The sequence below is a fragment of the Streptomyces sp. NPDC088097 genome, assembly GCF_044741845.1.
GTDB lineage: Bacteria > Actinomycetota > Actinomycetes > Streptomycetales > Streptomycetaceae > Streptomyces.
This window is the reverse complement of record NZ_JBIUTJ010000001.1, coordinates 1,078,196-1,103,251: the sequence shown is the minus strand read 5'-3', so window position 1 is coordinate 1,103,251 and position 25,056 is coordinate 1,078,196. Positions and strand designations below refer to the sequence as shown.

Here is a 25,056-nt window from a genome sequence, read left to right as displayed (position 1 = left end):
AGGGGCGTCAGGGCTTGGTCTCGCCGGTCTTCGCGGCGGGCGGCAGCGCCCAGACATGGGCCGGGGTGACGATCTTCGTCACGGCGTTCGCGACCTGGCTGCTGAGCGAGCCGCCCCGGTCGGTGTCGGAGTTGATCAGGATCACCAGCGTGGCCCCGGTCGCCGGCAGCCCGACGGCGATCGTCTCGTAGCCGGGCAGGTCGCCGTTGTGCCCGACCCAGCCGTTGAACTCGGCGATCCCCAGCCCGTACGAGACCCCGGGGAAGCCCGTCGGCTCGGTGCGCAGCCGCTGCGCCTGCGTCGCCGGCTTCAGCAGCCGGCCGTCCAGCAGCGCGGGCACCCAGGCGCCCAGGTCTTCCAGGTCGGAGGTCATGGCCCCCGCGGCCCACCCCCAGGAGGGGTTCCAGTCGGTGGCGTCGACGACCTTCCCGCCCGGACTGAAGGTGGTGTAGCCGTGGGCGTGCGGCTCGGGGAACGCGCTGCCGGACGGCAGGGCGGTGGAGTTCAGCTTCAGCGGGGCCGCCACGTGCTCCCGGAGGTAGCCGGACAGCGGCTGCCCTGACACCTTCTCCACCAGCAGGCCCAGCAGCACCGTGTTGGTGTTGCTGTACTGCCACTTGGCGCCCGGGGCGAAGTTCGGCGGGTGCGCGAAGGCGTAGGTCAACACCTCCCGCGGGGTGAAGGCCCGGTGCGGGTCGGCGCGCAGCTCGGCGAGGAACTTCTCGTCGTCGGTGTAGTTGAAGAGCCCGCTGCGCATGCTGGCCAGCTGCCGCACGGTGACGTGCTCGCCGCCGGGGACCCCGGCGACGTACTTCGAGATCGGGTCGTCGAGGCCGACGAGGCCCCGGTCGACGAGCTGGAGGACGCCGGTGACGGTGAAGGTCTTGGTGACGCTGCCGATCCGGCTGTACATGTCGGTCTTCATCGGGACGCCGGTCTTGACGTCGGCGACGCCGAAGGCCTTGACGTACTCGCCCCGTCCCGGGATCCGCAGGCCGATGTTCACCCCCGGGACGTCGGCCTTCTCCATCACGGCGGCGATGGCCGTGTCGAGCCGTCGCACGGTCCCGGGGTCGAGGTCGGCCGGTACGGACGCGGGCGCGGCGGCGACCGTCGTGGGGCCCGCGGGCGGCGCGGCGGCCGCGGACGCGGGGGCGACGCCGGAGCCCGCCATCAGCAGCGTCAGGGCCGCCGCGCAGGCGGGCAGGGCTCGGGCCCCGACTCCGGCCGACGCCCGGCGGCAACGGGCCTCGGGAACGCGGGGTGCACGACGCGGGGCACGGTGCGTGGGCATGGGGCATCGCCTCCGAGTCCCCGAGGCCCCGAGCTGGACCTCACCAGCCTAGGAACGGCCCGAGGCGGCCGCGACCCGGTTCGGGATCGGGGCAGGTACCGGGGCAGGCCGTGACGTCGGCGGTGTCAGGGGGGCGTCAGAGGCGTCGGCGGCGTCAGGGGCAGTAGCGGCGTCAGCGGCATCAGTGGCGGAAGAAGATCCGGTCGCCGTACTCCTGCATGACCCGGCCGTTCCACTCGTGGCCGCCGTCCACGTTGCCGGAGCGCAGCAGTGGCGGCTCCAGGCCCCGGGAGGCGAGTTCGCCGGCCGCCACGGCCATCACGGCCTGCATGATCGCGCTGGTCACCACGGTGGAGGCGGGGGCGAACGGCGCGTCGATGGCCTCGTGCGTCAGCTCGGCGTCCCCGACGGCGATCTTGCTGTCGAGGACGATGTCGCAGTGGTCCTTGAGGTAGGTGCCCGAGACGTGCCGGGACTTGGTCTCCGTCGCGTACGCCACCGAGGTCACCCCGATGACCGTCAGGCCGATCGCGCGGGCGTTCATCGCCATCTCGACGGGCAGCGCGTTGCGCCCGGAGAGGGAGATGATCACGAGGACGTCCCCGTCGGAGGCCGGGCTGCTGTCCAGGACCGCCCCGGCGAGGCCGTCCACCCGCTCCAGCGCGCTGCCGAGGGTGGCGGGCATGACGTCGATCCCGACGGTGCCGGGGACGGCCAGGAAGTTCATCACCGCGAGTCCGCCGGCGCGGTAGACCACGTCCTGGGCGGGGAGCGAGGAGTGTCCGGCGCCGAAGGCGAAGAGGCGGTTCCCGGAGGCGACGGCCGCGGCGATGGCGGTCCCCGCCTCGACGATCCGATCGGACTCCTCGTCACGCACCCGCTCCAGCAGGCCGATGGCGGCGTCGAAGAACTGCCCGGCCAGCTTGCTCTCGCTCATACGCCGAAGGCCCTTCAGGGTGGGGTGCGGTGGGGGTGCGACGGTGTCCGCCGCTCACCGTGCGGTCTGGACCAAGGACCTGTCAATACGAACGTCAATCCCGGGCCCAAAGGCCTGGCAGCGGGGCCGCGGCGGGCGAGTGTGAAGATCTGCGGACATGTCCCGTACATGCCTTGACGCTCGGCGCGGGACGGTTGTCGGCCCGATGCGTCAGAATTGGGTGCAGGGCCAGCGCACGCAATCCGAGGGGCACGAATGTCCGGACTGATCGATACCACGGAGATGTACCTCCGCACCATCCTCGAACTCGAAGAGGAAGGTGTGGTCCCCATGCGCGCCCGGATCGCCGAGCGGCTGGACCAGAGCGGTCCCACCGTCAGCCAGACGGTGGCGCGCATGGAGCGGGACGGACTGGTGTCCGTGGCCAGTGACCGCCATCTGGAGCTGACCGAGGAGGGGCGCAAGCTCGCGACGCGCGTGATGCGCAAGCACCGCCTCGCGGAGTGCCTGCTCGTCGACGTGATCGGGCTGGAGTGGGAGCAGGTCCACGCCGAGGCCTGCCGCTGGGAGCACGTGATGAGCGAGGCGGTGGAGCGGCGCGTACTGGAGCTGCTGCGTCACCCGACCGAGTCTCCGTACGGGAACCCGATCCCGGGCCTGGAGGAGCTGGGGGAGAAGGCCGAGGCGGACCCGTTCCTGGAGGACGGCATGGTCAGCCTGTCGGAGCTGGACCCGGGCAGCGAGGGCAAGACGGTGGTCGTCCGTCGGATCGGTGAGCCGATCCAGACCGACGCCCAGCTGATGTACACGCTGCGCCGGGCGGGCGTACAGCCCGGTTCGGTGGTCAGCGTGACGGAGTCCCCGGGCGGGGTGCTGGTCGGCAGCGGCGGAGAGGCCGCCGAGCTGGACTCGGAGATCGCCTCGCACGTGTTCGTCGCCAAGCGCTGATCCCTCGCCGAGCGCCGAGCCGACTCCCGTAGAGGTGGTCGGCGGTTCGGTGGTTGGCGGTTCAGGGGCGGGAAATGTGGACGGTCCCGGCGCCTTGCGGCGCCGGGACCGGTCCTCCCCTGGCTGACCCGGAGCCCCGAGCTCTCAAGGTCATCCCCTTCGGACCGTCTTCCCCGATCGGTCCGCCTCCCTGTTGAAAGGATCTCCATCGGCAGCGGCGGCCAATCCTTGAGCAAGGTCACTCGAAAGAGCGGTGTTGTCGGCGCGAACCCGATTCTCGAATACAGGTTCGATAGTCTGGCCGGGAGCGAAGGGGGTGCATCTGCGGTGGTACAGCGCATCGATGTGACGGGGGCCGACGGGGTCCGCCTGGCCGCCTGGGAGTTCCGCGAACCGCCGGCGGAGCCCCTGCGACCGCCGGTGCTGTTACTCCACGGGCTGATGGGCCGCGCCCTGCACTGGGCCGGCACCGCGCGCTGGCTCGGCGAACACCGCCGCGTCGTCGCCCTGGACCAGCGCGGCCACGGCCAGAGCGAGCGCCCGCCGCCCGGACCCGGCCTGAGCACCCCCCTGGGCCGGGACGCCTTCGTGGCCGACGTCGAGGCCGCCATCGAGCAGCTCGACCTCGGCCCCGCGGTCCTGATCGGCCACTCCATGGGCGCCCTCACCGCCTGGCAGCTCGCCGCCCGCCGCCCCGAGCTGGTCCAGGCGCTCGTGATCTGCGACATGCGGGCCTCCGCGCTCGGCGAGGCCTCGCAGCAGGAGTGGGAGGAATGGTTCCGCCACTGGCCCCTGCCCTTCCCCACCCAGGACGCCGCCCGCCGCTGGTTCGGCGAGGACGATCCCCGGGTGGAGCGCCCCGACCCCGGGCGGGGGGACTTCTTCGCCGAGGTCATGCACCGGGCGCCGGACGGCTGGCGCCCGATCTTCTCCCGCCGCCAGATGTTGACCGCCCGCGCCACCTGGGTCCACGACGCCCACTGGGAGGAGCTGGCCCAGGTCCGCTGCCCCACCCTGGTCGTCCGCGGCCTGGACGGCGAGCTGGGCCGCGCGGAGGCCCAGGAGATGGTCCGCGTCCTCCCGGCCGGCCAGTACGCCGAGATCCCGGACGCGGGCCACTACCTCCACTACGACCACCCGGCCGCCTGGCGCGCGGCCCTGGAGCCCTTCCTGGAGGGAGTCACGGCGAACGCGACCTAGGCGCGACCGGGTCCCCCCTCGGGGGCTGGGCCGTCTCTTTCGGATCTTGGCGGCCCGGCAAGATCCGAAAGAGCCGGCTAGGCCCGGCCGGTGTTCAGGAGGATCTCCAGCAGTTCCTCGGGGGCGTCCCGCATCACGTTGTGCCCGGAGTCCACGGCGTGCGTGCGCCAGGAGGGGTCGGCGGTCAGGCGCTCGTACTGGGCGGCGAAGGGGGAGGGACCGTCCCAGCCGGTGGCGTAGACGAAGTCCCGGCTCCCGAAGCGGTCGAGGCCGTCCTTCAGGCGTACCGCCTGGAGGAGCGAGGCCAGCGGGTGCGGGGTCGCGCGCGGGTCGAAGAACGGCAGCGGGGCGCTGGAGTACCCGGTCTCGCCCGCCCCGGAGAGGTACCAGCCGCGCTCCTGCTCGCCGACCAGCGACCAGCAGGAGTCCCCGTCCGCCGGGACCGTCGCGTCCACGTAGACCAGCCCCGCCACCCGCTCCGGCACGCGGTCGGCGGCGCCCGTGACGACCATCCCGCCGTAGCTGTGCGCGACCAGGACCGCGTCGGTGATCTGGTGGTCGGTCAGGAGCCCCACCACGTCGTCGATGTGGGTGTCGAGGTTGACCGAGGCGCCCAAGAGGTGCTTGCGCTCGCCCACCCCGGTGAGGGTCAACGGGAAGGCCTCGTGGCCGTGCGCGCGCAGCGCCCGGGCGAGGGGTTCGAAGGTCCAGGCGCCGTGCCAGGCGCCGGGTACGAGGACGTAGGTGGTCATCGGGGTCTCCTCGGAGGTCGTGGAGGGGTGCGCCGCGAGGGCGACGGTCAGTCGACCGTCAGTACGATCTTGCCCGTCGTGCGGCGGCCGTCGGCGCGTTCGTGTGCCTCGGCCGCCCGTTCCAGTGGCAGGACGGTGTCGATCTCCGGCCGCAGCAGCCCGGCTTCCACGAGGCCGGCGATCTCCCGCAGGCCCGCCTGATCGGCCTCCACCGCCATGAAGCAGGCCCTCAGCCCCAACGGCCGCGCCACGGCCGCCAGATGGGACTCGGCCGGGGAAGCCAGCGAGACGACCAGGCCGCCGGGGCGCAGGGCGCGCAGCGAACGCGGCCCGTACTCCCCGCCGATCGTGTCCAGGACCACGTCCACCGGGTCGATCGCCGTCTCGAACGCGGTCCCGGTGTAGTCGACCACCTCGTCGGCGCCCAACTCCTTGAGCAGGGCGTGCTTCTGTGCCCGCGCGGTGCCGATCACGTACGCCCCCCGGGCCTTGGCGATCTGCACGGCGAGGTGACCGACCCCGCCCGCCGCCGCGTGCACCAACACCCGCTGCCCGGGCCGCACCCGCGCCGTGTCCACCAGGGCCTGCCAGGCGGTCATCGCGGCCAGTGGGGGGGCGCCCGGTGTGGGGGCGCCCCCTGCGGGGTGGGTGGCGGGGGGTCAGCCCCTGCTGACCGCGGTGAGGATTTCCGGGAGGCGGCGGGAGACCGTGGGGGAGGCCAGGCGCAGGCCCGCCCAGGTGGCCAGGGTGCCCCAGAGGGCGCCGAAGGGCAGGACGGTCCAGGCGAGGCCGGAGAAGCCGTCCACCGCGGCGACCAGGATGGTCAGGACGATCACCGGCGAGCAGATCAGCGCCGAGGCGACCAGGCCCAGGAAGATGCCCAGCCAGGCCAGACCGCCCTGGCCCGGGGCGACGTTCTTGAAGGCGCCGTCCGACGGGATCGAGTACGGGAAGCGGGCCGAGGTCAGCGCGCCCGTGCACAGCATCGAGCCCAGCAGGGCCAGCGTCAGGCCCAGCGCGGGCGGGAAGCCGTGCCAGTCGCCGACCAAGGCGGCCGTGGCCGTCGTGACGACGACCGAGTACGGGACGGTGATCAGGGCCAGCGCGGCAGCCCGGGCCCGCAGCTCCACGAAGGCGTCGCGCGGGGAGGAGATCGTCTGGGCGACCATCCAGAACGCCGAGGTGTCCTGCCCGAACTGGTTGTACATCTGGACGCCCAGCATCCCCGCGCCGAAGCACGCCAGGTACACCGAGCCGGTGCCCTGGAGGGCGTTGAAGATCGGGACGATCGCACCGACCGCCAGCGCCGACACCCAGGCCGCCTTCGTCTTCGGGTCCCGCACCACGTAGCGCAGGGTGCGCTGCATGGTGGCTCCCGTACGGCCCGCCGGGAGGAAGGACCAGACGCCGCCCGTGCCGCGGTCCTTCGCCGGCCGGGCGGAGATGACCGTCGAGCCGTCCGGGGTGACCATCAGCTTCGTCAGGCTCCGCTCCCAGAACCAGAGCAGCCCCGCCAGGGCGAGCAGGGTCAGGGCGAGCTGCGCCACCGCGACCCCGTACGAGCCCTCGCTCGCGGAGTCCACCATGGCGACCGCCGTCATCGGCGGCACCCACCGCAGCACGGCCCGCGCCGGCTCCAGTTGCTCCAACCCGCCCGTCTGCAGCAGGCGCTGACTGGCGAAGTTGGCCACCTGGGCGCCGATCGCGATCAACAGGCCGCTGAGCAGCGCGAGGTCGCGCCCCTTGCGGCTGGAGAGCAGTCGCACGTTGGCCGTGGCCACGGCGCGGGCCAGCGTCACGCAGCCGAGCAGCAGCAGCGGCGCGCCCACGACGGCCGCCACCACCCCGGCCGCGCCCCGCGCGAGCGCCGCCACCGAGCCGACGGCCAGGCAGAGCGTGAACAGCGGGCCGATCCCCACCAGGGAGGAGGCCAGGAGGGCCCGTACGAGAGGCCGCGGGCGCAGCGGCAGCATCACGAGCCGGCTCGGGTCGAGGGTCTCGTCGCCGGTGGGGAAGAACAGCGGCATCACGGTCCAGCCCAGCGCGATGATCGCGGTGAGCAGCACCACCACGGCGCCCGCGTGGGCGTTGCCGTGCAGCAGGGCCAGGCCGAGGGTGGCGAGGGCGCTGAGGACGAGCGAGAACACCAGGCTGACGATCCAGGCGGCCTTGCGCTTCGAGGAGCCCTTGAGGCCGTTGCGCATCAGCGACAGCTTCAGCCGGACGAACAGCGGGACCAGCGAGACGGATGGGGCGGCCGAGGTGGTCGGGCCGGCGGAGGCGGTTGTGGTTGTGCTCGTGGTCTCGGTGGTGGCGGTCATCGGGCGCCGCCGAGCCAGTCGAGGGAGCCGCCGTCGGCGCGGTCCTGGGCGCCGACGAGTTCGAGGAACGCGCTCTGCAGGGAGGGCGCGGAGCCCCGTACGTCGGCCAGCGGACCGGCGGCGCGGATCTGCCCGGCGGCCATGACGGCCACCCAGTCGCAGAGCGATTCGACGAGCTCCATCACGTGGGAGGAGAACACGACGGTGGCGCCGGAGGCGGTGTAGCGCTCCAGCACCCCGCGGATGGTCTGCGCCGAGACCGGGTCCACGCCCTCGAAGGGCTCGTCCAGGAAGAGGACTTCGGGGTTGTGCAGCAGGGCCGCGGCGAGGCCGATCTTCTTGCGCATGCCGGTCGAGTAGTCGACGACCAGCTTGTGCTGGGAACCCGCCAGGTCCAGGACGTCCAGCAGCTGCGTGGCCCGCTTGTCGGTCTCCTCGCCGGGCAGGCCGCGCAACCGGCCCATGTAGCCGAGGAGTTCGCGGCCGGAGAGCCGCTCGAAGAAGCGCATCCCCTCGGGCAGCACCCCGATGCGGGACTTCACCTCGACCGGGTCGGCCCACACGTCGTGGCCGGCGACGATCACGCGTCCCATGTCCGGGCGCAGCAGCCCGGTCACCATCGACAGCGTGGTCGTCTTGCCCGCGCCGTTCGGGCCGACGAGCCCGATGAACCGGCCGGCGGGCAGTTCGAGATCGATTCCCCCGACGGCCACCTGCTCGCCGAACCGCTTCCACAACCCCTCGACGCGGACGGCCGCGGGCCGCCCGGCCCCCGTGCCCGTCGTGTCCCCCTTCGCCCCCGTTGCCGCCGTCGACCCTGTGGCCCCCGCGCCCGTCGTGCCCGCCGCGTCGGTGCCGCCCGCTGCCGCATAACCCTGGTCCGGCATGCGCCCGCCTCTCGTTCCGTTCCCCGTGGTCGTACGTTCCTCACCATAGGAGGGGGGAGGTGCGGGAGGCAGTTACGTATGTCATGAACTTGCGGACACGAATGTCAGCGGTCGGCGTGGGCGGCAGACGGCAGACGGCAGCCGGCGATGCAGACGATCAGCCGCCCGGCGGTCAGCGCCGGTTGCGGGCGGCGGCGGCCTCGCTGCCGCACGCGTACGCGAGAGCGTCGATCAGTTCCTCGGTGTCCGGCAGCCAGCGGTTCGCCGGAGTGGGCTTGCGCGCCCACTGCACGGGGCCCTTGCCGCCGTAACGGGTCGGCGGGGCCGGCACGAACTCGCCCTCGCCGCGCGCCGCCAGGTCGATCATGGACGGGGACCAGCCCGACTTGCGCACCAGATCGGCCATCTTCACGCCGGCGCCGGGCAGGACGAAGAACAGCATCCGGTGGTCGGGGGTCAGGGCCACCGGCCCGAGCGTGCGCTGGTGGCGCTCCAGCCGGGCCAGCGCCAGGAAGCCGGCGGAGTCGGGCACGTCCAGCACGTCGAAGGTGCGGCCGGTCGGCAACAGGATCGAGGCCTGCGGGTGCCGCGCCCAGTTCCGGCGCACCCCGACCGCGCTGCCCGAGGCCAGCGAGGCCCACTCCTTCACCGTCGGGTGCGCCCCGGGGGCCGTGCAGTCCGCCGCCCCGCAGGAGCACGTCTCCCGGCCGTCGCCGTGTTCCAGCCAGGTGCCCGCGAAGACGTCCCAGTGCCGCTCCTCGACGTACCGCAGGGCATGGTCCAGCGCCTGTTCGCCGCGTTGCTGGGGGATGGGCGCGGTCTCCGTGACTCCGATGGTCTCTTCCACGACCATCACAACTCCCGGGGTCACGGGGGGTTACGGGCGTAAACCAGCCGGTGGGCGCTGCATCGATCCTGCATACGGGGCGCATAGGAGCACACGCGGGGGCGCGTAGGAGGCCGGGGCGCGGTCGTTGGGTAACGACACGTCGCAGAGGGGAAGATTCTCCGCACTTCAGGCGGGAAGTGATCATTCCATCGCTCTCCCGTGGCTTCAGGGGGTTTTTGAATGGCAGCCAGGCCTCTCGTCGCCCGTCAGCCGAACGAACGGCTGCAGGCGCTCATCCAGGAAGCCGGGTGCTCCAATGCCGGGCTCGCCCGGCGCGTCAACATGTGCGGGGCCGAGCACGGCCTCGATCTCCGCTACGACAAGACGTCCGTGGCCCGTTGGCTGCGCGGTCAGCAGCCGCGCGGTCGGGCCCCGGGCATCATCGCCGAGGCGATCGGCCGCAAACTCGGCCGGACCGTCACCATCGACGAGATCGGCATGGCCAACGGCAAGAACCTCGCCTCCGGCGTCGGCCTGCAGTTCTCCCCGACCGTCATGGGGGCCATCGAGCAGGTCAGCGAGCTGTGGCGGAGCGACGTGGGGCGGCGCGACTTCCTCGCCGGGTCCAGCGTCGCGGCCTCGGCGCTGGTCGAACCGAGCCGCGACTGGCTGATCACCGGCGCCGACCCGCAGGTGGCCCGCAGCGGCGGGGCACGCGTGGGGATGTCCGACGTGGAGGCCGTCCGGGCCACCACGCAGGCGCTGACCGAGCTGGACCACCGCTTCGGCAGTGGGCACGTACGGCCGGTGGTCGTGCACTACCTCAACTCGGTGGTCTCCGGGCTCATCGGCGGCTCCTACCGGGAGCCGGTCGGGCGGGCCCTGTTCGCGGCGGTGGCCCGGCTGACCGAACTCGCCGGGTACATGGCGGTGGACACCGGCCAGCCGGGCCTCGCCCAGCGCTACTACATCCAGGCCCTGCGGCTGGCCCAGGCCGCGGGCGACCGCGCGTACGGCGGCTACGTACTGGCGGCCTCCATGAGCCACCTCGCCGCCGAACTGGGCAACCCCAGGGAGATCGCGCAGCTGGCCCGGGCCGCCCAGGAGGGCACGCGCGGGCAGGTCACGCCGAGGGTCGAGGCGATGTTCTACGCCGCCGAGGCGCGCGGGCACGCCCTGCTCGGCGACCCCCGGGCCACGGCGGTGCTGTCCGGGCGGGCCGTGACGGCGCTGGAGCGGGCGGAGCCGGAGTCCGGCGACGACCCGGTCTGGATCCGGCACTTCGACCGGGCCTACCTGGCGGACGAGCTGGCCCACTGCCACCGCGACCTGGGGCAGGCCGACGCGGCGGCGCGGCGGGCGGAGGAGGCCCTGCGGGGGCTGCCGGTGGAGAAGGCGCGCCGGCGGGCCATCGGGCTGCTGCTGCTGGCGGCGGCGCAGGTGCAGCAGCGGGAGGTGGAACAGGCCTGTCAGACGGCGACCAAGGCGGCCGATCTGCTGGGGTCGCTGCGCTCGCGACGCGGCGCGGAATACCTGGACGACTTCCGGACGCGACTGGAGCCGTACCGGGAGGAAGCGGCGGTCAGGGAGTTCGGGGCGAGGCTGGAGGTTCAGGTGGCCTGACGCGCCCGCGGGGTGACCGGGTAGCGTGACCCGACGTCCGGAGCAGGTGCGGGGCAGTCGGAGAACGCGGAGGAGTACCGGTGACGCAGAACGGACAAGGGGGCGTCCCCCAGCCCGGGTCGGCGCATCCGGCACACCCGGATCCGGATCCGGACGCGTATCCGGCCCCGGGCCGCGCGCCGGAAGGAGCCGGTCGGCAGGACGACGCGCAGGGCCCCCCGCAGGCCGGGGAGCCCTGGGCCGCGCCGGCCTACGGGTACCCGGACCAGTCGCAGCAGGCGTACGGGCAGCCGGGGCACGGGCAGGACCCGTACGGCGCCCCGGCCCCCGGCCCGGCCCCCGCTCCGGGGCCGGAGCAGGCGTACGGAGGCGGGTACGGCGCGCCCCCGTACGGGCAGCAGTCGTACGGGCAGCAGGCGTACGCACCCGCGGAGCCAGGCGGGCCCGCCTACGGCTACCCGCCGGCGGGTCACGTCGTCGGGCCCGGCTTCGAGGGGCCGGGCGATCCGCACGGGTACGGCTACCCGCCCATCCCGGAGGCGGCCACCCAGTACATCCCGCCGGTCCCGTCGGCTCCGGGCCATGAGGCGGCGACGCAGTACATCGCGCCGGTCCCGTCGGCTCCGGGCCATGAGGCGGCGACGCAGTACATCGCGCCGGTTCCGTCCGCTCCGGTGCACGAGGCGGCGACGCAGTACATAGCGCCGGTTCCGTCGGCTCCGGGCCATGAGGCGGCGACCCAGTACATCGCGCCGGTCCCGTCCGCCCCGGTGCACGAGGCGGCCACGCAGTACATCGCGCCGGTCCCGTCCGCTCCGGTGCACGAGGCGGCCACCCAGTACATCCCGCCCGTTCCGTCCGGGCCGGGGGCCGAGGACGCGACGCAGTTCATCGCGCCGGTGCCCGCCGGGCCCGCTCCGAACGCCGCCGAGGGGTTCGACGGGCTCTTCCGCTCGGACTCCGACTCCGCCGGGCACACCCAGCACCTCCCGCCCGTGCCGGCGCAGGCCGCGCCGCCCCGGCGGACCCCGCCGCCGGCCCCGCCCCAGCAGTACGCCCCGCGGCGGCCCGGCCCGCCGCAGTCAGCGCCGCAGCATCAGCAGTACGCGCCGCCGCCCCCGCCCCCGCCGGGTCCCCGCCGGATATCGCCCGTGGTCATCGCCGCCGGGGTGTTCGGGCTGGCCGTGGTCGGGCTCGGGGTCGGCGCGCTGCTCAGCGACTCCAAGCCCAGCAACAACGACCCGGCCGCGGTGGCCCCGCAGCCCAAGGACTCGGCAGCCGCCGAGGCGGCGGCCGGGGAAGCCCCCGTGGACCCGGCTCGCCCGCAGGCCGTCCAGCTCGACAAGCTCCTCGCGGACAGCAACGACAGCCGGGCATCGGTGATCAAGGCCGTCGAGGACATCAAGGTCTGCAAGAACCTCCCCCAGGCCGCGCAGGACCTGCGCGACGCGGCCAACCAGCGCGAGGGGCTGGTCACCCGGCTCCAGGAGCTGAAGGTGGACAAGCTCCAGGACCACACGAAGCTCTCCGCCGCCCTCTCGCGCGCCTGGAAGGCCTCGGCGGACGCCGACGGGAGCTACGCGGACTGGGCGGACGAGATGGCCCGCGACCGGGGTGCCTGCAAGGACGGCAAGGCCAAGAGCACCGACAACGCCTCCGACGGCAACAAGTCCAGCGGCGAGGCGACGAAGGCCAAGCAGTCGGCGTCGGTCATGTGGAACCGGATCGCCACCAAGTACTCGCTCACCCCCCGCGACACCACCGCGCTGTGAGCCTGCGCACCGGCCTGGGCCGACTGTTCGGCTCCGAGGGCCCGGGCTCGGTCCCGGGACGGCCGGCGGAGGGGGACGCGTCCCTGGCGGAGGCCACGGCGTTGCTGGGCACGAACATGGAGGCGATCGCCGGGGACTTCAGCCTGGAGGGCATCCGCTCGCTGGGCAGCCCGGTGGCCACGCACGTCTCCAACGGGGGCGGGTCCCTGCTGGAGCTGTGGCTGGAGCCGTTCGGCCAGGACTACTGGCTGCGGCCCGGCGAGACCTTCGTGGTGACCTCGTACGGGAAGACCGGCGACGGCGCCGTGTTCGAGGTGGTCCACGAGCCGGAGCGGATCCAGGTGTGGGCCACGTCGTTCTTCGCCACCGTCACCTTCCCCGACGGCACCGAGGTCCCCGGCGGCCACCAGCGCCCGCGCGAGGAGTACTACTAAGGCCGTAATCCCCGCGCGCCCGCCGGGGATTACGGGACAGCCCTTGGGGCGTCAGGCCGAGCGGGGGGCCTGTTCCAGGACCGAGGTCATGTCCTGGGGCGCCTCGCCGGGCTGGGTGATCAGCCGGCCGGCCTGGACGACCTGGAAGCTGACCCGGCCGTTGACCAGGCGCGGGAAGCCGGAGATGGCGCGCATGTCCTGGTAGCGCCAGCTCAGGTCCGGGGTGAGGCCGCCGGTCTTGACCCCCGAGCTCTGGCCGAGGGCCCGGGCCACCTTGCGGCCGGTGATGTCCCCGTCGTCCATGCCCCTGAGGATCTCGCTCAGCACGGTGTACGCGATCCAGGTCGTCTGGGCCCCGCTGTCGTCGGGGTCGACGGAGTCGTCCCCGAAGGCCTGCTCGGAGATCACCTTGCGCATCGGCGCCCACAGCGGGTCGGTGGAGACCGGGTACCAACTGGTGAGCAGGGCGCCTTCGAAGGGGCTCTCCTTGCCGCCGGTGCGGTCCACCAGGGCCTGGCTGACGCTGCCGAGGACCGAGGAGATCTGCGGGTCCTTCTGCGGGGCCTGGGAGTTGACCCGGCGGAAGGCGTCGAAGAAGGTCTCGGTGCGCTCGCCGAGGACGGCGGTGACACAGCTCTTGGCGCCGTCCTTGGCAGCCTCCTTCGTCGACCCGCCCGCCGAGGGCGACGGGGTGGACGAGGAGGACGGGGAGGACGGGGAAGCCGTGGAGCCGGAGCCGGAGCCGGAGCCGGAGCCGGAGCCCGTGGCCGTGGTGCCCGTCAGGGCGTCGCGCGCCTGCTGGGTGAAGTCGGTGGCGTCCTCGGCGGCCCGGATGTCGTGGGCGTCGGCCATCTTGTTGACCTTCAGCCCCGCGTTCAGCAGCACCGGCATGGAGTCGCCCGCGAGGGTGTCGGGCCGGACCAGGGACACCTCGGAGCAGGCCTTGCCCAGCTGGTGCCCGGCGCCGGCCAGGAGGGCCGGCTGGCCGCCGTTGATCGGGTAGGACAGGGTGCTCTGGAACTCCTCGGACGACACCCCGTAGCCGCCGACGAAGGGGATGCCCGCGGCCTCCAGCGGGGCCATGAAGGAGCGCCCGTGCTGGCTGTAGGAGCCCACGACCGCGATGGCCTTCTCGGAGACGGCCTGCCGGGCGCACTCGCCGGCGCCGGCCGGGGTGTTCTTCTCGTTGCAGGTCAGCACGCGCAGCTTGTGGCCCTTGATGCCCCCGTTGGCGTTCACCCACCGCTCGTAGGCCTTGGCCATGCCGGGCATGCCCGGCATGTTGGTGGCCTTGGTGTCGATCGGGGCGAACGTCATGACCGTGAGGGTGTCCCCGGAGCCCCCCGAGCCACCGGGGATCACCCCGCACCCGGCGGTGAGACATGCACCCATCGCCGTGGCCAGAAGGGTGCGGGAGAAGGATGCTGCGCGTCGCCGATTGGTCATGTCCACGCACCATTCCGCTCGCCGGGGAACGAAGGAGTGAGGTGTACACAACATTCGGTGACGACCAGGTGAACGCCGGGGGAGCGGGCTCGCCGGCCGGTGCGACGAAGAGGCGCGGGCGGGGGCGCCGGTGGGGGCGCGGGCGCCTGAAGATCGCTCCGGGGAGGAACGTACGATCGAAAGCGTGACATTCGCCCAAGGTTCGAAGAACTCTTCCCGCCGCGGCGGCCGCTCCTCCACCATGGGCGGCATGCCCCTCAACGACATGCCGTGGTGGCGCTGGCGCAGCAACGTGCGCTCGGCGCTGCACATGCTTTCCGACCCGGAGTTCCAGGAGCAGACCTGGCTCGCCGGAATCGGAGGGTACGGAGACGTCACCGACGCCGTGTACCGGCTGGTCGAGGACACCTGGCTCGACAGCTGGTCCGCCGACAAGTACGTCGGCACGATCTTCCGCGACACCCAGGAGGCGGCCCTCGTCGACCTCGCCGTGCTGCGGGTGCTGCGGATCCTGCACCAGGCCGGGCCGGACGCGCCCGTCTCCACGTACCTGGCGCACCCGGACTGGCCCGAGGCGGTGCGGGCGGCGCGCGACGCGCACGTACGCCTCGCGACCGCCGACGGGGAGGACCCGGACGAGCGCCCCAGCTCCGTGGAAGTGCTCAAGATCCTGACCAGCGCGGTGTGAAACGGCGTGTCGTCGTGAAAGGCTGTCCCGTCATGAGCGAACTCCCGCAGCCGAAGGCGCAACAGCTGACCCAGCAGTACGTACTGACCCTCTCGTGTCCGGACAAGCAGGGCATCGTGCACGCCGTGTCGAGCTATCTCTTCATGACCGGCTGCAACATCGAGGACAGCCGGCAGTTCGGCGACCACGACACCGGCCTCTTCTTCATGCGCGTGCACTTCTCGGCCGCCGAGCCCGTCACCGTGGAGAAGCTGCGCGCGAGCTTCGCCGCGATCGGCGACTCCTTCCGCATGGACTGGCAGATCCACCGCGCCGACGAGCGCATGCGGATCGTCCTGATGGTGTCGAAGTTCGGGCACTGCCTGAACGACCTGCTGTTCCGCTCCAGCATCGGCGCCCTGCCCGTGGAGATCGCGGCCGTGGTCTCGAACCACACCGACTTCGCCGAGCTGGTCGGCTCCTACGACGTGCCGTTCGTCCACATCCCGGTCACCAAGGACACGAAGGCCGCCGCCGAGCGGCAGGTGCTGGAGCTGGTGCGGGAGCAGAACGTCGAGCTGGTCGTGCTCGCCCGCTACATGCAGGTGCTCTCCGACACCCTGTGCAAGGAGCTGAGCGGGCGGATCATCAACATCCACCACTCCTTCCTGCCGAGCTTCAAGGGCGCGAAGCCGTACCACCAGGCGCACGCGCGCGGTGTGAAGCTGATCGGCGCCACCGCGCACTACGTGACGGCGGACCTCGACGAGGGCCCGATCATCGAGCAGGAGGTCGAGCGCGTCGGCCACGAGGTCACCCCCGACCAGCTCGTCGCCATCGGCCGGGACGTGGAGTGCCAGGCGCTGGCCCGCGCGGTGAAGTGGCACAGCGAGCACCGCGTGCTGCTGAACGGCACGCGCACGGTCGTCTTCGCCTAGGCCGGTGCGTGCGTGCGGACGGGGCCCGGCCGCGACCGGGCCCCGCGACCGCGGGCGTTATGCGTCCGGGGCGGCCACGCCGCAGTAGCCCGAGAAGGCCGCCAGGATCTCGTCCTCCGTGATCCGGCCGTCGCCGTCCGCGTCCAGGGCAGCGGCGACCTGCACGGACAGCTCCTCCGGGGTGCCCAGCACCCGCATCACGCGGGCCGCCGCCGCCGGGGTCGCCCCGGCGCCGTCCTCGTTCGCCACCGCGATCACGGCCGCCAGGAACGGCCGGGCGATCTCCGCGAACCGCTCCGGGCTGTCCCGCAGCCGCTTCGCCGCCCCGGTCACGAACTCCTCGCGCGAGACCCGCTGGTCCCCGTCCACGTCGGCGATCCCGGCCATGCCCTGCCAGAAGGCCTCGGCGCCGATGAAGACGGCCTGGCCCCGGTCGGAGCGCGCGGTGGTGCCGAACTCCTTCAGTACCGCCTGGGCGGCCGTGTTGAAGTCCTCCCGGTCGATGTAGCCGGAGCCGTCCTGGTCGAAGGTGGCGAATCGGGCGGCGATCTTGCGCTCGTACTCTGCGCTGTCCATGTTCGGCGTTCCGCCTTCACGTGTGCGATGGGGTGCGGTGAGGATGCAGTTCAAGACAGGCAGGAGCGTAAGGCCTCGGTGGCCTGCGCGTTAAGCGAAGCGGTCAAGGAGGTGGCCGCATCGAACCCGCGCACGGGGCGCGCGGCGGGGCGCGTACAGATGTGCGCACGCGTGTGTCGCCCCACAGGCCCCGGAGTTCACGGGACGCGCCCGTGGCGACTTCACGGACCGGCACTAGCACGCGTCCGCACTTCCGAGGCGAGCTTCTCCCAAAACAGGCGCGGTGTGGCCGGTGCCCACTACATTTGACGGGTCGACACAGGGCTGGAGGCGCACCATGGCGAAGGACGTTCCACCGCGTTGGGACCGCCGCATGCAGCAGCGACTCGCCCGCGGTGAGGCCGCCGCGCTCGGTGAGCTATACGACCGCTTCGCCTCCCTCGTGCACAGCCTGGCCCATCGGGTCCTCGGCGACGAGAAGGCCGCGGACCGCATCACCCGCGAGGTCTTCGGCTACATCTGGGAGAACCCGGACGCCTACGACCCCAAGCAGGGTTCGATGCGTTCGTGGGTCGCCCGCATCACCCAGGGCCAGGCCGTCGCCCGGCTGCGCCAGGCAGAACTGGGGCGCGGCTCGCGCGAGGAGCTGGAGCAGAAGGTGCGCAGCGCCAACGCGGCGGCCCGCGCCGACTTCATCGTCACCTCCATGCCCGCGCCGCTGCGGGCCGCCCTCGAACTGGCCTACTTCAAGCGCCGCGACTACCGTCAGGCCGCCGCCGACCTCCAGATCAGCGAGGACGAGGCGCGGCGCCGGTTGCGGCTCGGCCTCCAGCTCCTGTCGACCGCCAACGCCCTGCCCCGGGAGGACCCCGCTCCGCCCGGACGCGGCCCGAGCGGATATGGAACCACCCGATGACCGGTCCCTCCGAAGAGCTTCCCGACGACGGCCGCGAGCGGCCCCCGAGCGGTCCGCCGCGGATACCCGGGCCCCGCGCGGCCGGTGACGACCTGCGCCCGCCGCAGCCGCTGCCGCTGCCCGCGCCCCGGCCGCGGGTCGTGCCCGATCCCGCGCCGGCGCCCACCCACGCGGTGCTCAAGTCCCTGCTCGGAGCGTGGGCGTTGGCCGCCTGCTCCGCCGAGGAGACCGAGGCCGTCGAGGACCACCTCACCGAGTGCGCGCCCTGCGCGGAGGAGGCCCTGCGGCTGCGGGACGCCGTCGGGCTGCTGCACCCCGAGGAGAGCCTCGACCTGAAGCCGCTGCTGCGTTCGCGGGTGCTGGAGGACTGCCTCGGCAAGCGGCCGGCGCGGATCCCGGTGCCGGTGTGGGCGAGCCCGTACGACACGGAGACCGCGCGCCTGGACGCGCTGCTGCGGGACTTCGGTGACGCCGAGTGGCACACGCCCGTACGCCTGAAGTGGTTCGAGGAGGAGCGGCGCCGCACGCACCGGACCACCGTGGCGGGGGTGATAGGGCACCTCCTGACGGTGGACGGGATGATCGCCACCGCCCTCGGACTGGACGACCCGCTCGGTCCCGAGGCCCCGCGCGGCGGCCCCACGGGCCGGACGGAGCACTTCTGGAGCTCCTCACCGCACCCGACCACCCGTCGGGTCCGCGAACCCTGGCGGGACCAGGGCCACACCCTGGTCCGTACGGTCTCCTTCGCCGGCCGGGGCGTCGCCGAACTCTCCGTGGACTACGGGGGCTTCGCCCTGCCGCTCGGGGACGCCTTCCTGGAGCGGGCCTTCGAGTGCTGGGTGCACGCCTGGGACATCGCGGAAGCGGTGGACTACCCGTACGAGCAGCCCTCGGGCCCGCACCTCAACCGCATGATCGACCTCGCGGCGCGCCTCCTGCCGGGCGCGCTGGCGGGTCGGCGCCGCTCGGGCCTGGCCGCGCCCGCGCGGGGCCTGGTCGCGGCGGGGGCTCCGGGGCGGACCCTGCACCTGGAGATCGAGGGCGCGGGCGGGGGCGGCTGGGACATCGCCCTGGACTCCCCGGCCGCGAGGCCCTCGCGGGAGCACACGGTGGCGGAAGTGGCTCTGGACGGGCTGGAGTTCTGCCAGCTGGCCGCCGGGCACATCTCGCCGGAGGAGGCGGCGGTGGGCCAGACCGGCGACCGCGAGGCCATCCGCGACGTCCTCTTCGCGGCGGCCTCCCTCAGCCGACTGTAGGAAGGGACCGCCCCGTCGCGGAGCCCGACCCGCCGCCCCGCCCGGCCCCCGCCCGACCCCTGCCCGGCCCGCCGCACCCGGCGGGGGAGCGGTCAGGCGTACCGCTCGCGGAGCCGGTACTTGAGGACCTTGCGCAGGGCCTCGTTGCGGGGCAGGGATTCGACCAGCTCCAGCTGTTCGGGGAGCTTGTGCGGGGACAGGCCCTGGGCGCGGAGGTACGAGGTCAGCTGGGGCAGGGTCAACGGGGCCGCGTCCGGGGGTTGTTCGACCACCGCGCAGACGCGCTCGCCGCGTTCCGGGTCGGGCAGGCCGATGACGGCCACGTCGCCCACGGCGGGGAGCTGGTGCAGGAGGTCCTCGATCTCCTTGGCGGAGATGTTCTCGCCCTTGCGGATGATCACGTCCTTGCTGCGTCCGGTCAGGACGAGGTGCCCGCTCGGGGTGAGGTGTCCGAGGTCGCCGGTGATCAGGTAGCCGTCGGGGTCGAAGACGCCGTCGGTGGCGCCCTCGCGGCCCAGGTAGCCCTGGCAGACGGCCTCGCCGCGCAGTCGGACCTCGCCGTCGGTGTTCGGCGGGAGGAGGGCGCCCTCGGGGGTGGTGATGCGGATGGACATGCCCTCGGGCGGGCGGCCCTCGGTGGTGGCGAGGTGGTCCGCGGTGTCCTCCGGGTCGCCCATGGTGATCATCGGGACCTCGGTCATGCCGTAGCCGTGGGTCAGTTGGCAGCCCAGCTCGCGCACCACCGCGTGGTAGATCTCCGGGGGCTTGGGGGCGCCGCCGCCCGCGAGCAGCCGCAGGGTGGGGATCAGCCTGGTGGCGGGGTCCTTGCGCTGCTCGGTCAGGAACATCGAGTAGAAGGCGGTGGAGCCGCCCGCGACGGTGACCCCGTGGCGGCGGTACCCGTCGAGGGCGGCCGGCAGCGCGAACTTCTCGAAGAGGACCGCCGGGAATCCGTACAGCAGCAGCATCACGGTGTAGTCGGGCCCGGCTATGTGCGCGAACGGGAAGGCCATCGATCCCACGTCCGCCGGGGTCAGGCGCAGGGCGTGGGCGAGGCAGGAGCCGCCGGCGAGCAGGGAGCGGTCGGTGTGCAGGACGCCCTTGGGGTCGGAGGTGGTCCCGGAGGTCCAGTAGATCCAGCGGACGTCGGTCCCGGTGGCGGGGGGCGGGGGCAGGACGGAGGGATTGCCGTCGGGGAGGTCGTCGTAGGCCTCGAAGACCCCGTGCGCGCCGAGCCGGGCGGCCATGGCGGTGTGGTCGTGGCCCCGCCAGACGCCGGGGACGGCGAAGTACTCGGCCTTGGACTCGCGCAGCGCGAAGCCGACCTCGCGGTCCCGGTAGAAGGGGATCACGGGCGACTGGACGGCGCCGAGCCGGGCGAGGGCGACGGACAGCAGGACCGTCTCGATGCGGGTCGGCAACTGCCAGGCGACGACGGTCCCGGGGCGCACGCCCATGTCGTGCAGGCCGGCCGCGACGCGTTCGGCGCGCTCGCGCAGGGCGCCGAAGGTGAGGGTGCGGTCGTCGGCGGGGTCCTCGGCGGCCTCGATCAGGACGGGGCCGTCGGGGGTGAGGGCGGCCCGGCGGGTGACCAGCTCCCACAGGGTCCGGGACCGGCTCAGTTCTGTCGCTGTCGCGATGTCCGTCATCCGGACCTCCCCAGGCAGGCTGCGGCTCAACACATTATCTGACGGATGGTCAGATCCAGCGCAGAGCGTAGAGCGCGGACGCTTGTCGGTCCAGGGGTGGCGGGGCTAGCTTGTTTCTGACGACCCATCAGATCGGGTCGTGCCGGCGTGTCGGATTGGGGAGACAAACGATGGAACTGCCTCGGATCATCAGCGTCGACGACCACGTGATCGAACCCGCCCACCTCTTCGACGTGTGGCTGCCCGCGAAGTACCGCGACCGCGGCCCCAAGCCCCTGACCGCGGGCATCGGCGAGCTGGCGTACACCGGCGGCAAGTACGTGATCACCATGGATCCCGACGGGCCGCCGACCGACTGGTGGATATACGAGGACCTCAAGTTCCCGTACAAGCGCAACATCGCCGCCGTCGGCTTCGACCGCGACGACATGACCCTGGAGGGCATCACCCGCGAGGAGATGCGGCGCGGCTGCTGGGACCCCAAGGCGCGGCTGCTCGACATGGACCTCAACCACGTCGAGGCCTCCCTGTGCTTCCCGACCTTCCCGCGCTTCTGCGGCCAGACCTTCGCCGAGGCCCACGACAAGGAGGTCGCCCTCGCCTGCGTGCGCGCCTACAACGACTGGATGGTCGAGGAGTGGTGCGGCGACAGCGGCGGCCGACTGATCCCGCTGTGCATCATCCCGCTCTGGGACATCGACCTCGCCGTCGCCGAGATCCGGCGCAACGCCGCCCGCGGCGTGCGCGCCGTGACCTTCTCGGAGATCCCGACGTACCTCGGCCTGCCCTCGATCCACTCCGGCTACTGGGACCCCTTCTTCGCCGTCTGCCAGGAGACCGGCACCGTCGTCAACATGCACATCGGGTCCAGCTCCCAGATGCCCGCCGCCTCCCCCGACGCCCCGCCCGCCGTCCAGGCTTCCCTGAGCTTCAACAACGCCATGGCCTCGATGATGGACTTCCTGTTCAGCGGGGTCCTCGTCAAGTTCCCCACCCTCAAACTCGCCTACAGCGAGGGCCAGATGGGCTGGATCCCCTACGCCCTGGAGCGCGCCGACGACGTGTGGCGCGAGCACCGGGCCTGGGGCGGGGTCAAGGACCTGATCCCCGAGCCGCCGTCCACGTACTACTACCGGCAGATGTTCTGCTGCTTCTTCCGCGACAAGCACGGCATCGCCTCGCTGGACGTCGTCGGCCGCGACAACGCCACCTTCGAGACCGACTACCCGCACGTGGACTCGACCTTCCCGCACACCAAGGAGGTCGCCCTCGACCACGTCAAGGGCCTGGACGAGGAGACGGTCTACAAGCTGATGCGCGGCAACGCCATCCGCATGCTGGGCCTCGACCTGGACCGGGACCGGGGCGTGGACCGGGACCGGAGCCGGAACCGCTGATGGACCTCACCCACACCGAGGAGGAACAGGACTTCCGGGAGCGGCTGCGCGCATGGCTGGCGAAGGTGCTGCCCGAGCTGCCCGCCAAGCCCTCCCCGGACGACTGGCCGGGCCGCAGGGCCTACGACGCCGGCTGGCAGCGCCGCCTGCACGACGCCGGCTACGCGGGCCTGCACTGGCCGACGGACGCCGGGGGGCGGGGCGCCACCCCCACCCAGCACCTGATCTTCCTGGAGGAGACCGAGCGCGCGGGCGCCCCGTACGTCGGCGCGAACTTCGTCGGGCTGCTGCACGCCGGCCCCACCATCGCCGCCGAGGGCACCGCCGAGCAGCGGGCGCGCTGGCTGCCGCCCGTGCTGCGCGGGGACGAGGTGTGGTGCCAGGGCTTCAGCGAGCCCGGCGCCGGCTCCGACCTGGCCTCCCTGCGCACCCGGGCGGTGCGCGACGGGGACGATTACGTGGTCACCGGCTCGAAGATCTGGACCTCGCACGCGGAGGTCGCCGACTGGTGCGAGCTGCTGGTGCGGACGGACCCCGGCGCGGCGAAGCACCGGGGGATCTCCTGGCTGGCCATGCCGATGGACGCGCCCGGGGTCACGGTGCGGCCCCTGCGCACGCTCGCCGGGTCCACCGAGTTCGCGGAGATGTTCCTCGACGAGGTGCGGATCCCCGTCGCGAACCGGGTGGGCGCGGAGAACGACGGCTGGCGGGTGACCATGGTGACCCTGTCCTTCGAGCGGGGCACCGCCTTCGTCGGCGAGGTCGTCGCCTGCCGCCGCACGCTCGCCGGGCTGGCCCGCAGGGCCAAGGAGAACGGCCGCTGGGACGATCCGGTGCTGCGGCGCCGGCTCGGCCGGCTCCACGGGGAGTTCGGCGCGCTGTGGCGCCTGACCCAGTGGAACGTCAGCGAGTCGGAGAGGTCCGGCGGGGTCCCCGGCATCGGCGGCTCCGTCTTCAAGCTGGCCTACTCGCACGCCCGCCAGGAGCTCTACGAGGTCGCCGCGACCGTGCTGGGGCCCGAGTCGCTCTCCCTGGAGGAGGAGTGGACCCTGGACCGCCTCTCCTCGCTCTCCTACACCATCGCGGCCGGCACCTCGCAGATCCAGCGCAACATCGTGGCCGAGCGGATCCTCGGCCTGCCGAAGGGACGGTGAGCGGCGCCATGGACTTCCAGCCGACGGAGGACCAGCGGGCCCTGCGGGCGGGCGTACGGGGCCTCCTCGCCGGACGGTACGGGCGCGAGGCGCTGCGGGCCTCCGTGGACGCCGGCGACGCCGCCGGGCCGGTCGTGGACCGGGCGCTGTGGCGGGAGTTGGGCGAGGCGGGCTTCTTCGCGCTGCGGCTCCCGGAGGCCGCCGGGGGTGTCGGCCTGGGGCTCCCGGAGGCGGTGCTGGTCTTCGAGGAGGCCGGACGGGCGCTGCTGCCCGGGCCGCTGGTGGCCACCCACCTGGCCGCCGGGACCGTGCCCGGCGCGGCGGAGGGCACCGCCGTGGTCACCGCCTTCGACCTGGCCGGGCCCCTGGTGGCCCACCTGGGGGAGGCCGACGCCGTGCTCGGCGCCGGCGCGGGCGGGGTCCCGCCGGGGGAGCGGGTGCGTTCGGCGGACCCGCTGACCCCGCTGTGGCGGGCGGCGGGGAGCCCGCCCGTTCCCGGGGAGCACCGGGACGCGGGGGCGCTGCTGACGGCGGCCCTCCAGGTCGGGAGCGCGCTGCGGACGCTGGAGCTGGCGGTGCGGTACGCCGGGGAGCGCGAGCAGTTCGGTCAGCCCATCGGGGGCTTCCAGGCCGTCAAGCACCTGTGCGCCGACATGCTGGTGCGGGCCGAGGTGGCCCGTACGGCCGTGTACGCGGCGGCGGTGACGGGGGACCCGGCCGAGATCGCCGCGGCGAAGCTCCTCGCGGACGAGGCCGCGGTGCGGGGCGCCCGGGACTGCCTCCAGGTGCACGGCGGGATGGGCTTCACCTGGGAAGCGGACGTGCACCTGCACCTCAAGCGGGCGTGGGTGCGGGCCGAGCAGTGGCGGGGGGCCGGGGAAGCGGAGGAACTCCTCGCGGAAGCGCTCCTCGCGGAGGCCCTGCGGTGAGCACCGCTCGATCCGTAGCTCGCTGTGACGAGTAGGTGCGGGAGGGACGGCGCGGGACGCATGTCCGATTACAGAGAGTTGATATCGGTTTGTGTCCTTCGCCCACCCCGATACGGGCCGGCGGGAGGGGTCCGCTCCGGTACGCTCCCACGAATGCGAGCGGTTGAGCGGCGCGAGCGTCGCACAGTATGCACCACGCCCACTCCTTCGCGCTGGAATATGCCCGAAGCGCTTGTTGTGGTGACTGTACGTCAACCATGCTGCTCGACGCGGGGATCACATGCGGTGATCCCACCCCGTCGCGAGGCGAAGTGTCCGCCGGTTCGGATGGTGTGAGCGGTGCAGGTGCTTCAGGTGCAGCTTGAGGTAGGAGCGGACCCGGCCGAGGTCGGTCGGGCCCGACGGTGGGCGCGGTCCCGCCTGGCGGGCTCGGGCATAGGGGACGACGAGCCCCTCGCCGAGACGCTGATCCTGCTGATCTCCGAACTCGTCACGAACGCCGTCGTGCACACGGGCTGTCCCGCCGTGCTGCGGATGCTGCTCGGGGGACCGGGGGTGCGGGTCGAGGTCGCCGACGTGAGCGACCGGGCGCCGGCCCGGCGGCAGGCCGCCGGGGACGACACGGGCGGGCGCGGGCTGGAGCTGGTCGACGGGCTCGCGGACCGGTGGGGCTGGCAGCGCGAGGGCGCGGGCAAGCGGATCTGGTGCGAGGTGGACCGGGCGGAGCCGCAGAAGGCCGACACGGACCAAGATTTTGCCCGGCGCCGGGAACCGCACGTGTACCTCTAACGAGGTGTTGACGGTTCGTCACGGGTTGATCACCCTGGTGGTGAACGATTCGTCGCGAGGGGACGCCAAGGGTCCTGCCTTGACGAGTGCGGGTCGTGGGGTGGCGGCTGCCGTGCCGCGCTCGGGGCGTGCGCGAACGCACGCCGCCACCCGTAGGTCACGCCCGGCCGGGGTCATCCGCCTCCGCCGGCGGCCCGCGCCGAGACCTCCCGTACGTCGCCGCCGCGCGCCCGGATCCAGTCCTCCAGGTCCTCGCCCCCGAGCGGGGTCCGCACGCCGTCGGGGGCCTCGTGCACGGCGGGCCCGAACACCGAGCCGGTCAGCCCGGCCCCGCTCGCA

23 protein-coding genes and 1 pseudogene are annotated in these 25,056 nt (G+C 73.0%); 13 read left to right on the top strand and 11 right to left on the bottom strand.

The genetic code is table 11. From position 1 onward, the window contains the following. Positions 1-7 precede the first annotated feature (7 nt). Complete coding sequence (locus ACIOD1_RS05055; protein ID WP_401900180.1) at positions 8-1,294, bottom strand: serine hydrolase domain-containing protein; 1,287 nt, start codon at positions 1,292-1,294, stop codon at positions 8-10. 181 nt (positions 1,295-1,475) lie between these two features. Beyond that, positions 1,476-2,231, bottom strand: coding sequence for an SIS domain-containing protein (locus ACIOD1_RS05050; RefSeq protein WP_365620239.1), 756 nt, complete (start codon positions 2,229-2,231; stop codon positions 1,476-1,478). A gap of 255 nt (positions 2,232-2,486) precedes the next feature. Here ACIOD1_RS05050 and ACIOD1_RS05045 point away from each other — a divergent pair, with 255 nt between their 5' ends. Then, positions 2,487-3,179, top strand: coding sequence for a metal-dependent transcriptional regulator (locus ACIOD1_RS05045; RefSeq protein ID WP_365620236.1), 693 nt, complete (start codon positions 2,487-2,489; stop codon positions 3,177-3,179). A gap of 327 nt (positions 3,180-3,506) precedes the next feature. After that, a complete protein-coding gene (locus ACIOD1_RS05040; protein WP_365620233.1) occupies positions 3,507-4,379 on the top strand; it encodes an alpha/beta hydrolase in 873 nt (290 codons plus the stop codon). A 77-nt stretch (positions 4,380-4,456) separates the two neighbouring features. Here the strand turns inward: ACIOD1_RS05040 and ACIOD1_RS05035 are convergent, their stop codons facing one another. The 5 genes and pseudogenes from ACIOD1_RS05035 to ACIOD1_RS05015 all read right to left on the bottom strand — a co-directional run bounded on the left by ACIOD1_RS05035 (position 4,457) and on the right by ACIOD1_RS05015 (position 9,192). Further along, the gene (locus ACIOD1_RS05035; protein WP_365620230.1) at positions 4,457-5,131 is read right to left on the bottom strand and encodes an alpha/beta hydrolase; all 675 of its coding nucleotides are present in this window, start codon (positions 5,129-5,131) and stop codon (positions 4,457-4,459) included. A gap of 47 nt (positions 5,132-5,178) precedes the next feature. Then, a pseudogene (locus ACIOD1_RS05030) lies at positions 5,179-5,784 on the bottom strand (NADP-dependent oxidoreductase); the annotation flags it as partial. Between the two features lie 6 nt (positions 5,785-5,790). Continuing rightward, positions 5,791-7,452, bottom strand: coding sequence for a transporter (locus ACIOD1_RS05025; protein ID WP_365620227.1), 1,662 nt, complete (start codon positions 7,450-7,452; stop codon positions 5,791-5,793). Beyond that, complete coding sequence (locus ACIOD1_RS05020) at positions 7,449-8,339, bottom strand: ABC transporter ATP-binding protein (RefSeq protein ID WP_365620224.1); 891 nt, start codon at positions 8,337-8,339, stop codon at positions 7,449-7,451. Before ACIOD1_RS05020 ends, ACIOD1_RS05025 begins: the two co-directional genes overlap by 4 nt. 172 nt (positions 8,340-8,511) lie before the next feature. Next, on the bottom strand, positions 8,512-9,192 hold the full coding sequence (locus tag ACIOD1_RS05015) for a bifunctional DNA primase/polymerase (protein ID WP_365620222.1): 681 nt from the start codon (positions 9,190-9,192) through the stop codon (positions 8,512-8,514). Between the two features lie 216 nt (positions 9,193-9,408). Between ACIOD1_RS05015 and ACIOD1_RS05010 the strand changes: the two genes are divergently transcribed. The 3 genes from ACIOD1_RS05010 (at position 9,409) to ACIOD1_RS05000 (ending at position 12,997) form a co-directional block, all read left to right on the top strand. After that, positions 9,409-10,791 (top strand): transcriptional regulator, encoded by a 1,383-nt coding sequence (locus ACIOD1_RS05010; RefSeq protein WP_365620219.1) that lies wholly within the window; start codon positions 9,409-9,411, stop codon positions 10,789-10,791. 80 nt (positions 10,792-10,871) lie between these two features. Further along, entirely contained in the window at positions 10,872-12,563 is a 1,692-nt protein-coding gene (locus tag ACIOD1_RS05005; protein WP_401900175.1) for a hypothetical protein, read from the top strand. Next, positions 12,560-12,997 (top strand): hypothetical protein, encoded by a 438-nt coding sequence (locus ACIOD1_RS05000; protein ID WP_365620213.1) that lies wholly within the window; start codon positions 12,560-12,562, stop codon positions 12,995-12,997. The genes ACIOD1_RS05005 and ACIOD1_RS05000 overlap by 4 nt, the downstream gene beginning before the upstream one ends. Before the next feature lie 51 nt (positions 12,998-13,048). On the opposite strand, the gene ACIOD1_RS04995 is transcribed toward ACIOD1_RS05000, so the two are convergent. Continuing rightward, positions 13,049-14,443, bottom strand: a complete 1,395-nt coding sequence (locus ACIOD1_RS04995) for an ABC transporter substrate-binding protein (protein ID WP_401900173.1) — start codon at positions 14,441-14,443, stop codon at positions 13,049-13,051. Between the two features lie 241 nt (positions 14,444-14,684). Here ACIOD1_RS04995 and ACIOD1_RS04990 point away from each other — a divergent pair, with 241 nt between their 5' ends. Both ACIOD1_RS04990 and purU read left to right on the top strand, forming a co-directional pair. Then, entirely contained in the window at positions 14,685-15,131 is a 447-nt protein-coding gene (locus ACIOD1_RS04990; RefSeq protein WP_365620714.1) for a hypothetical protein, read from the top strand. A 32-nt stretch (positions 15,132-15,163) separates the two neighbouring features. Beyond that, a complete protein-coding gene (gene purU, locus ACIOD1_RS04985; RefSeq protein ID WP_401900171.1) occupies positions 15,164-16,048 on the top strand; it encodes a formyltetrahydrofolate deformylase in 885 nt (294 codons plus the stop codon). Between the two features lie 57 nt (positions 16,049-16,105). Here the strand turns inward: purU and ACIOD1_RS04980 are convergent, their stop codons facing one another. Beyond that, positions 16,106-16,624 (bottom strand): EF-hand domain-containing protein, encoded by a 519-nt coding sequence (locus tag ACIOD1_RS04980; protein WP_365620204.1) that lies wholly within the window; start codon positions 16,622-16,624, stop codon positions 16,106-16,108. A gap of 337 nt (positions 16,625-16,961) precedes the next feature. Between ACIOD1_RS04980 and ACIOD1_RS04975 the strand changes: the two genes are divergently transcribed. Together ACIOD1_RS04975 and ACIOD1_RS04970 are read left to right on the top strand one after the other, a co-directional pair. Continuing rightward, positions 16,962-17,540 (top strand): sigma-70 family RNA polymerase sigma factor, encoded by a 579-nt coding sequence (locus tag ACIOD1_RS04975; protein WP_365620201.1) that lies wholly within the window; start codon positions 16,962-16,964, stop codon positions 17,538-17,540. Next, positions 17,537-18,799, top strand: a complete 1,263-nt coding sequence (locus ACIOD1_RS04970) for a maleylpyruvate isomerase N-terminal domain-containing protein (RefSeq protein ID WP_401900170.1) — start codon at positions 17,537-17,539, stop codon at positions 18,797-18,799. Before ACIOD1_RS04975 ends, ACIOD1_RS04970 begins: the two co-directional genes overlap by 4 nt. A 92-nt stretch (positions 18,800-18,891) precedes the next feature. Here the strand turns inward: ACIOD1_RS04970 and ACIOD1_RS04965 are convergent, their stop codons facing one another. Further along, positions 18,892-20,448, bottom strand: a complete 1,557-nt coding sequence (locus ACIOD1_RS04965; protein ID WP_401900168.1) for a class I adenylate-forming enzyme family protein — start codon at positions 20,446-20,448, stop codon at positions 18,892-18,894. A gap of 170 nt (positions 20,449-20,618) precedes the next feature. Between ACIOD1_RS04965 and ACIOD1_RS04960 the strand changes: the two genes are divergently transcribed. The 4 genes from ACIOD1_RS04960 to ACIOD1_RS04945 all read left to right on the top strand — a co-directional run bounded on the left by ACIOD1_RS04960 (position 20,619) and on the right by ACIOD1_RS04945 (position 24,717). Continuing rightward, positions 20,619-21,845 (top strand): amidohydrolase family protein, encoded by a 1,227-nt coding sequence (locus ACIOD1_RS04960; RefSeq protein WP_401900167.1) that lies wholly within the window; start codon positions 20,619-20,621, stop codon positions 21,843-21,845. Beyond that, a complete protein-coding gene (locus ACIOD1_RS04955) occupies positions 21,845-22,999 on the top strand; it encodes an acyl-CoA dehydrogenase (protein WP_401900165.1) in 1,155 nt (384 codons plus the stop codon). Before ACIOD1_RS04960 ends, ACIOD1_RS04955 begins: the two co-directional genes overlap by 1 nt. Before the next feature lie 8 nt (positions 23,000-23,007). Then, the gene (locus tag ACIOD1_RS04950) at positions 23,008-23,928 is read left to right on the top strand and encodes an acyl-CoA dehydrogenase family protein (RefSeq protein ID WP_401900162.1); all 921 of its coding nucleotides are present in this window, start codon (positions 23,008-23,010) and stop codon (positions 23,926-23,928) included. Between the two features lie 339 nt (positions 23,929-24,267). Then, positions 24,268-24,717: an ATP-binding protein gene (locus ACIOD1_RS04945; RefSeq protein ID WP_365620184.1), complete on the top strand. Its 450-nt coding sequence runs from the start codon at positions 24,268-24,270 to the stop codon at positions 24,715-24,717. Between the two features lie 173 nt (positions 24,718-24,890). On the opposite strand, the gene ACIOD1_RS04940 is transcribed toward ACIOD1_RS04945, so the two are convergent. Continuing rightward, the gene (locus tag ACIOD1_RS04940; RefSeq protein ID WP_365620181.1) at positions 24,891-25,013 is read right to left on the bottom strand and encodes a hypothetical protein; all 123 of its coding nucleotides are present in this window, start codon (positions 25,011-25,013) and stop codon (positions 24,891-24,893) included. Positions 25,014-25,056 lie beyond the last annotated feature (43 nt).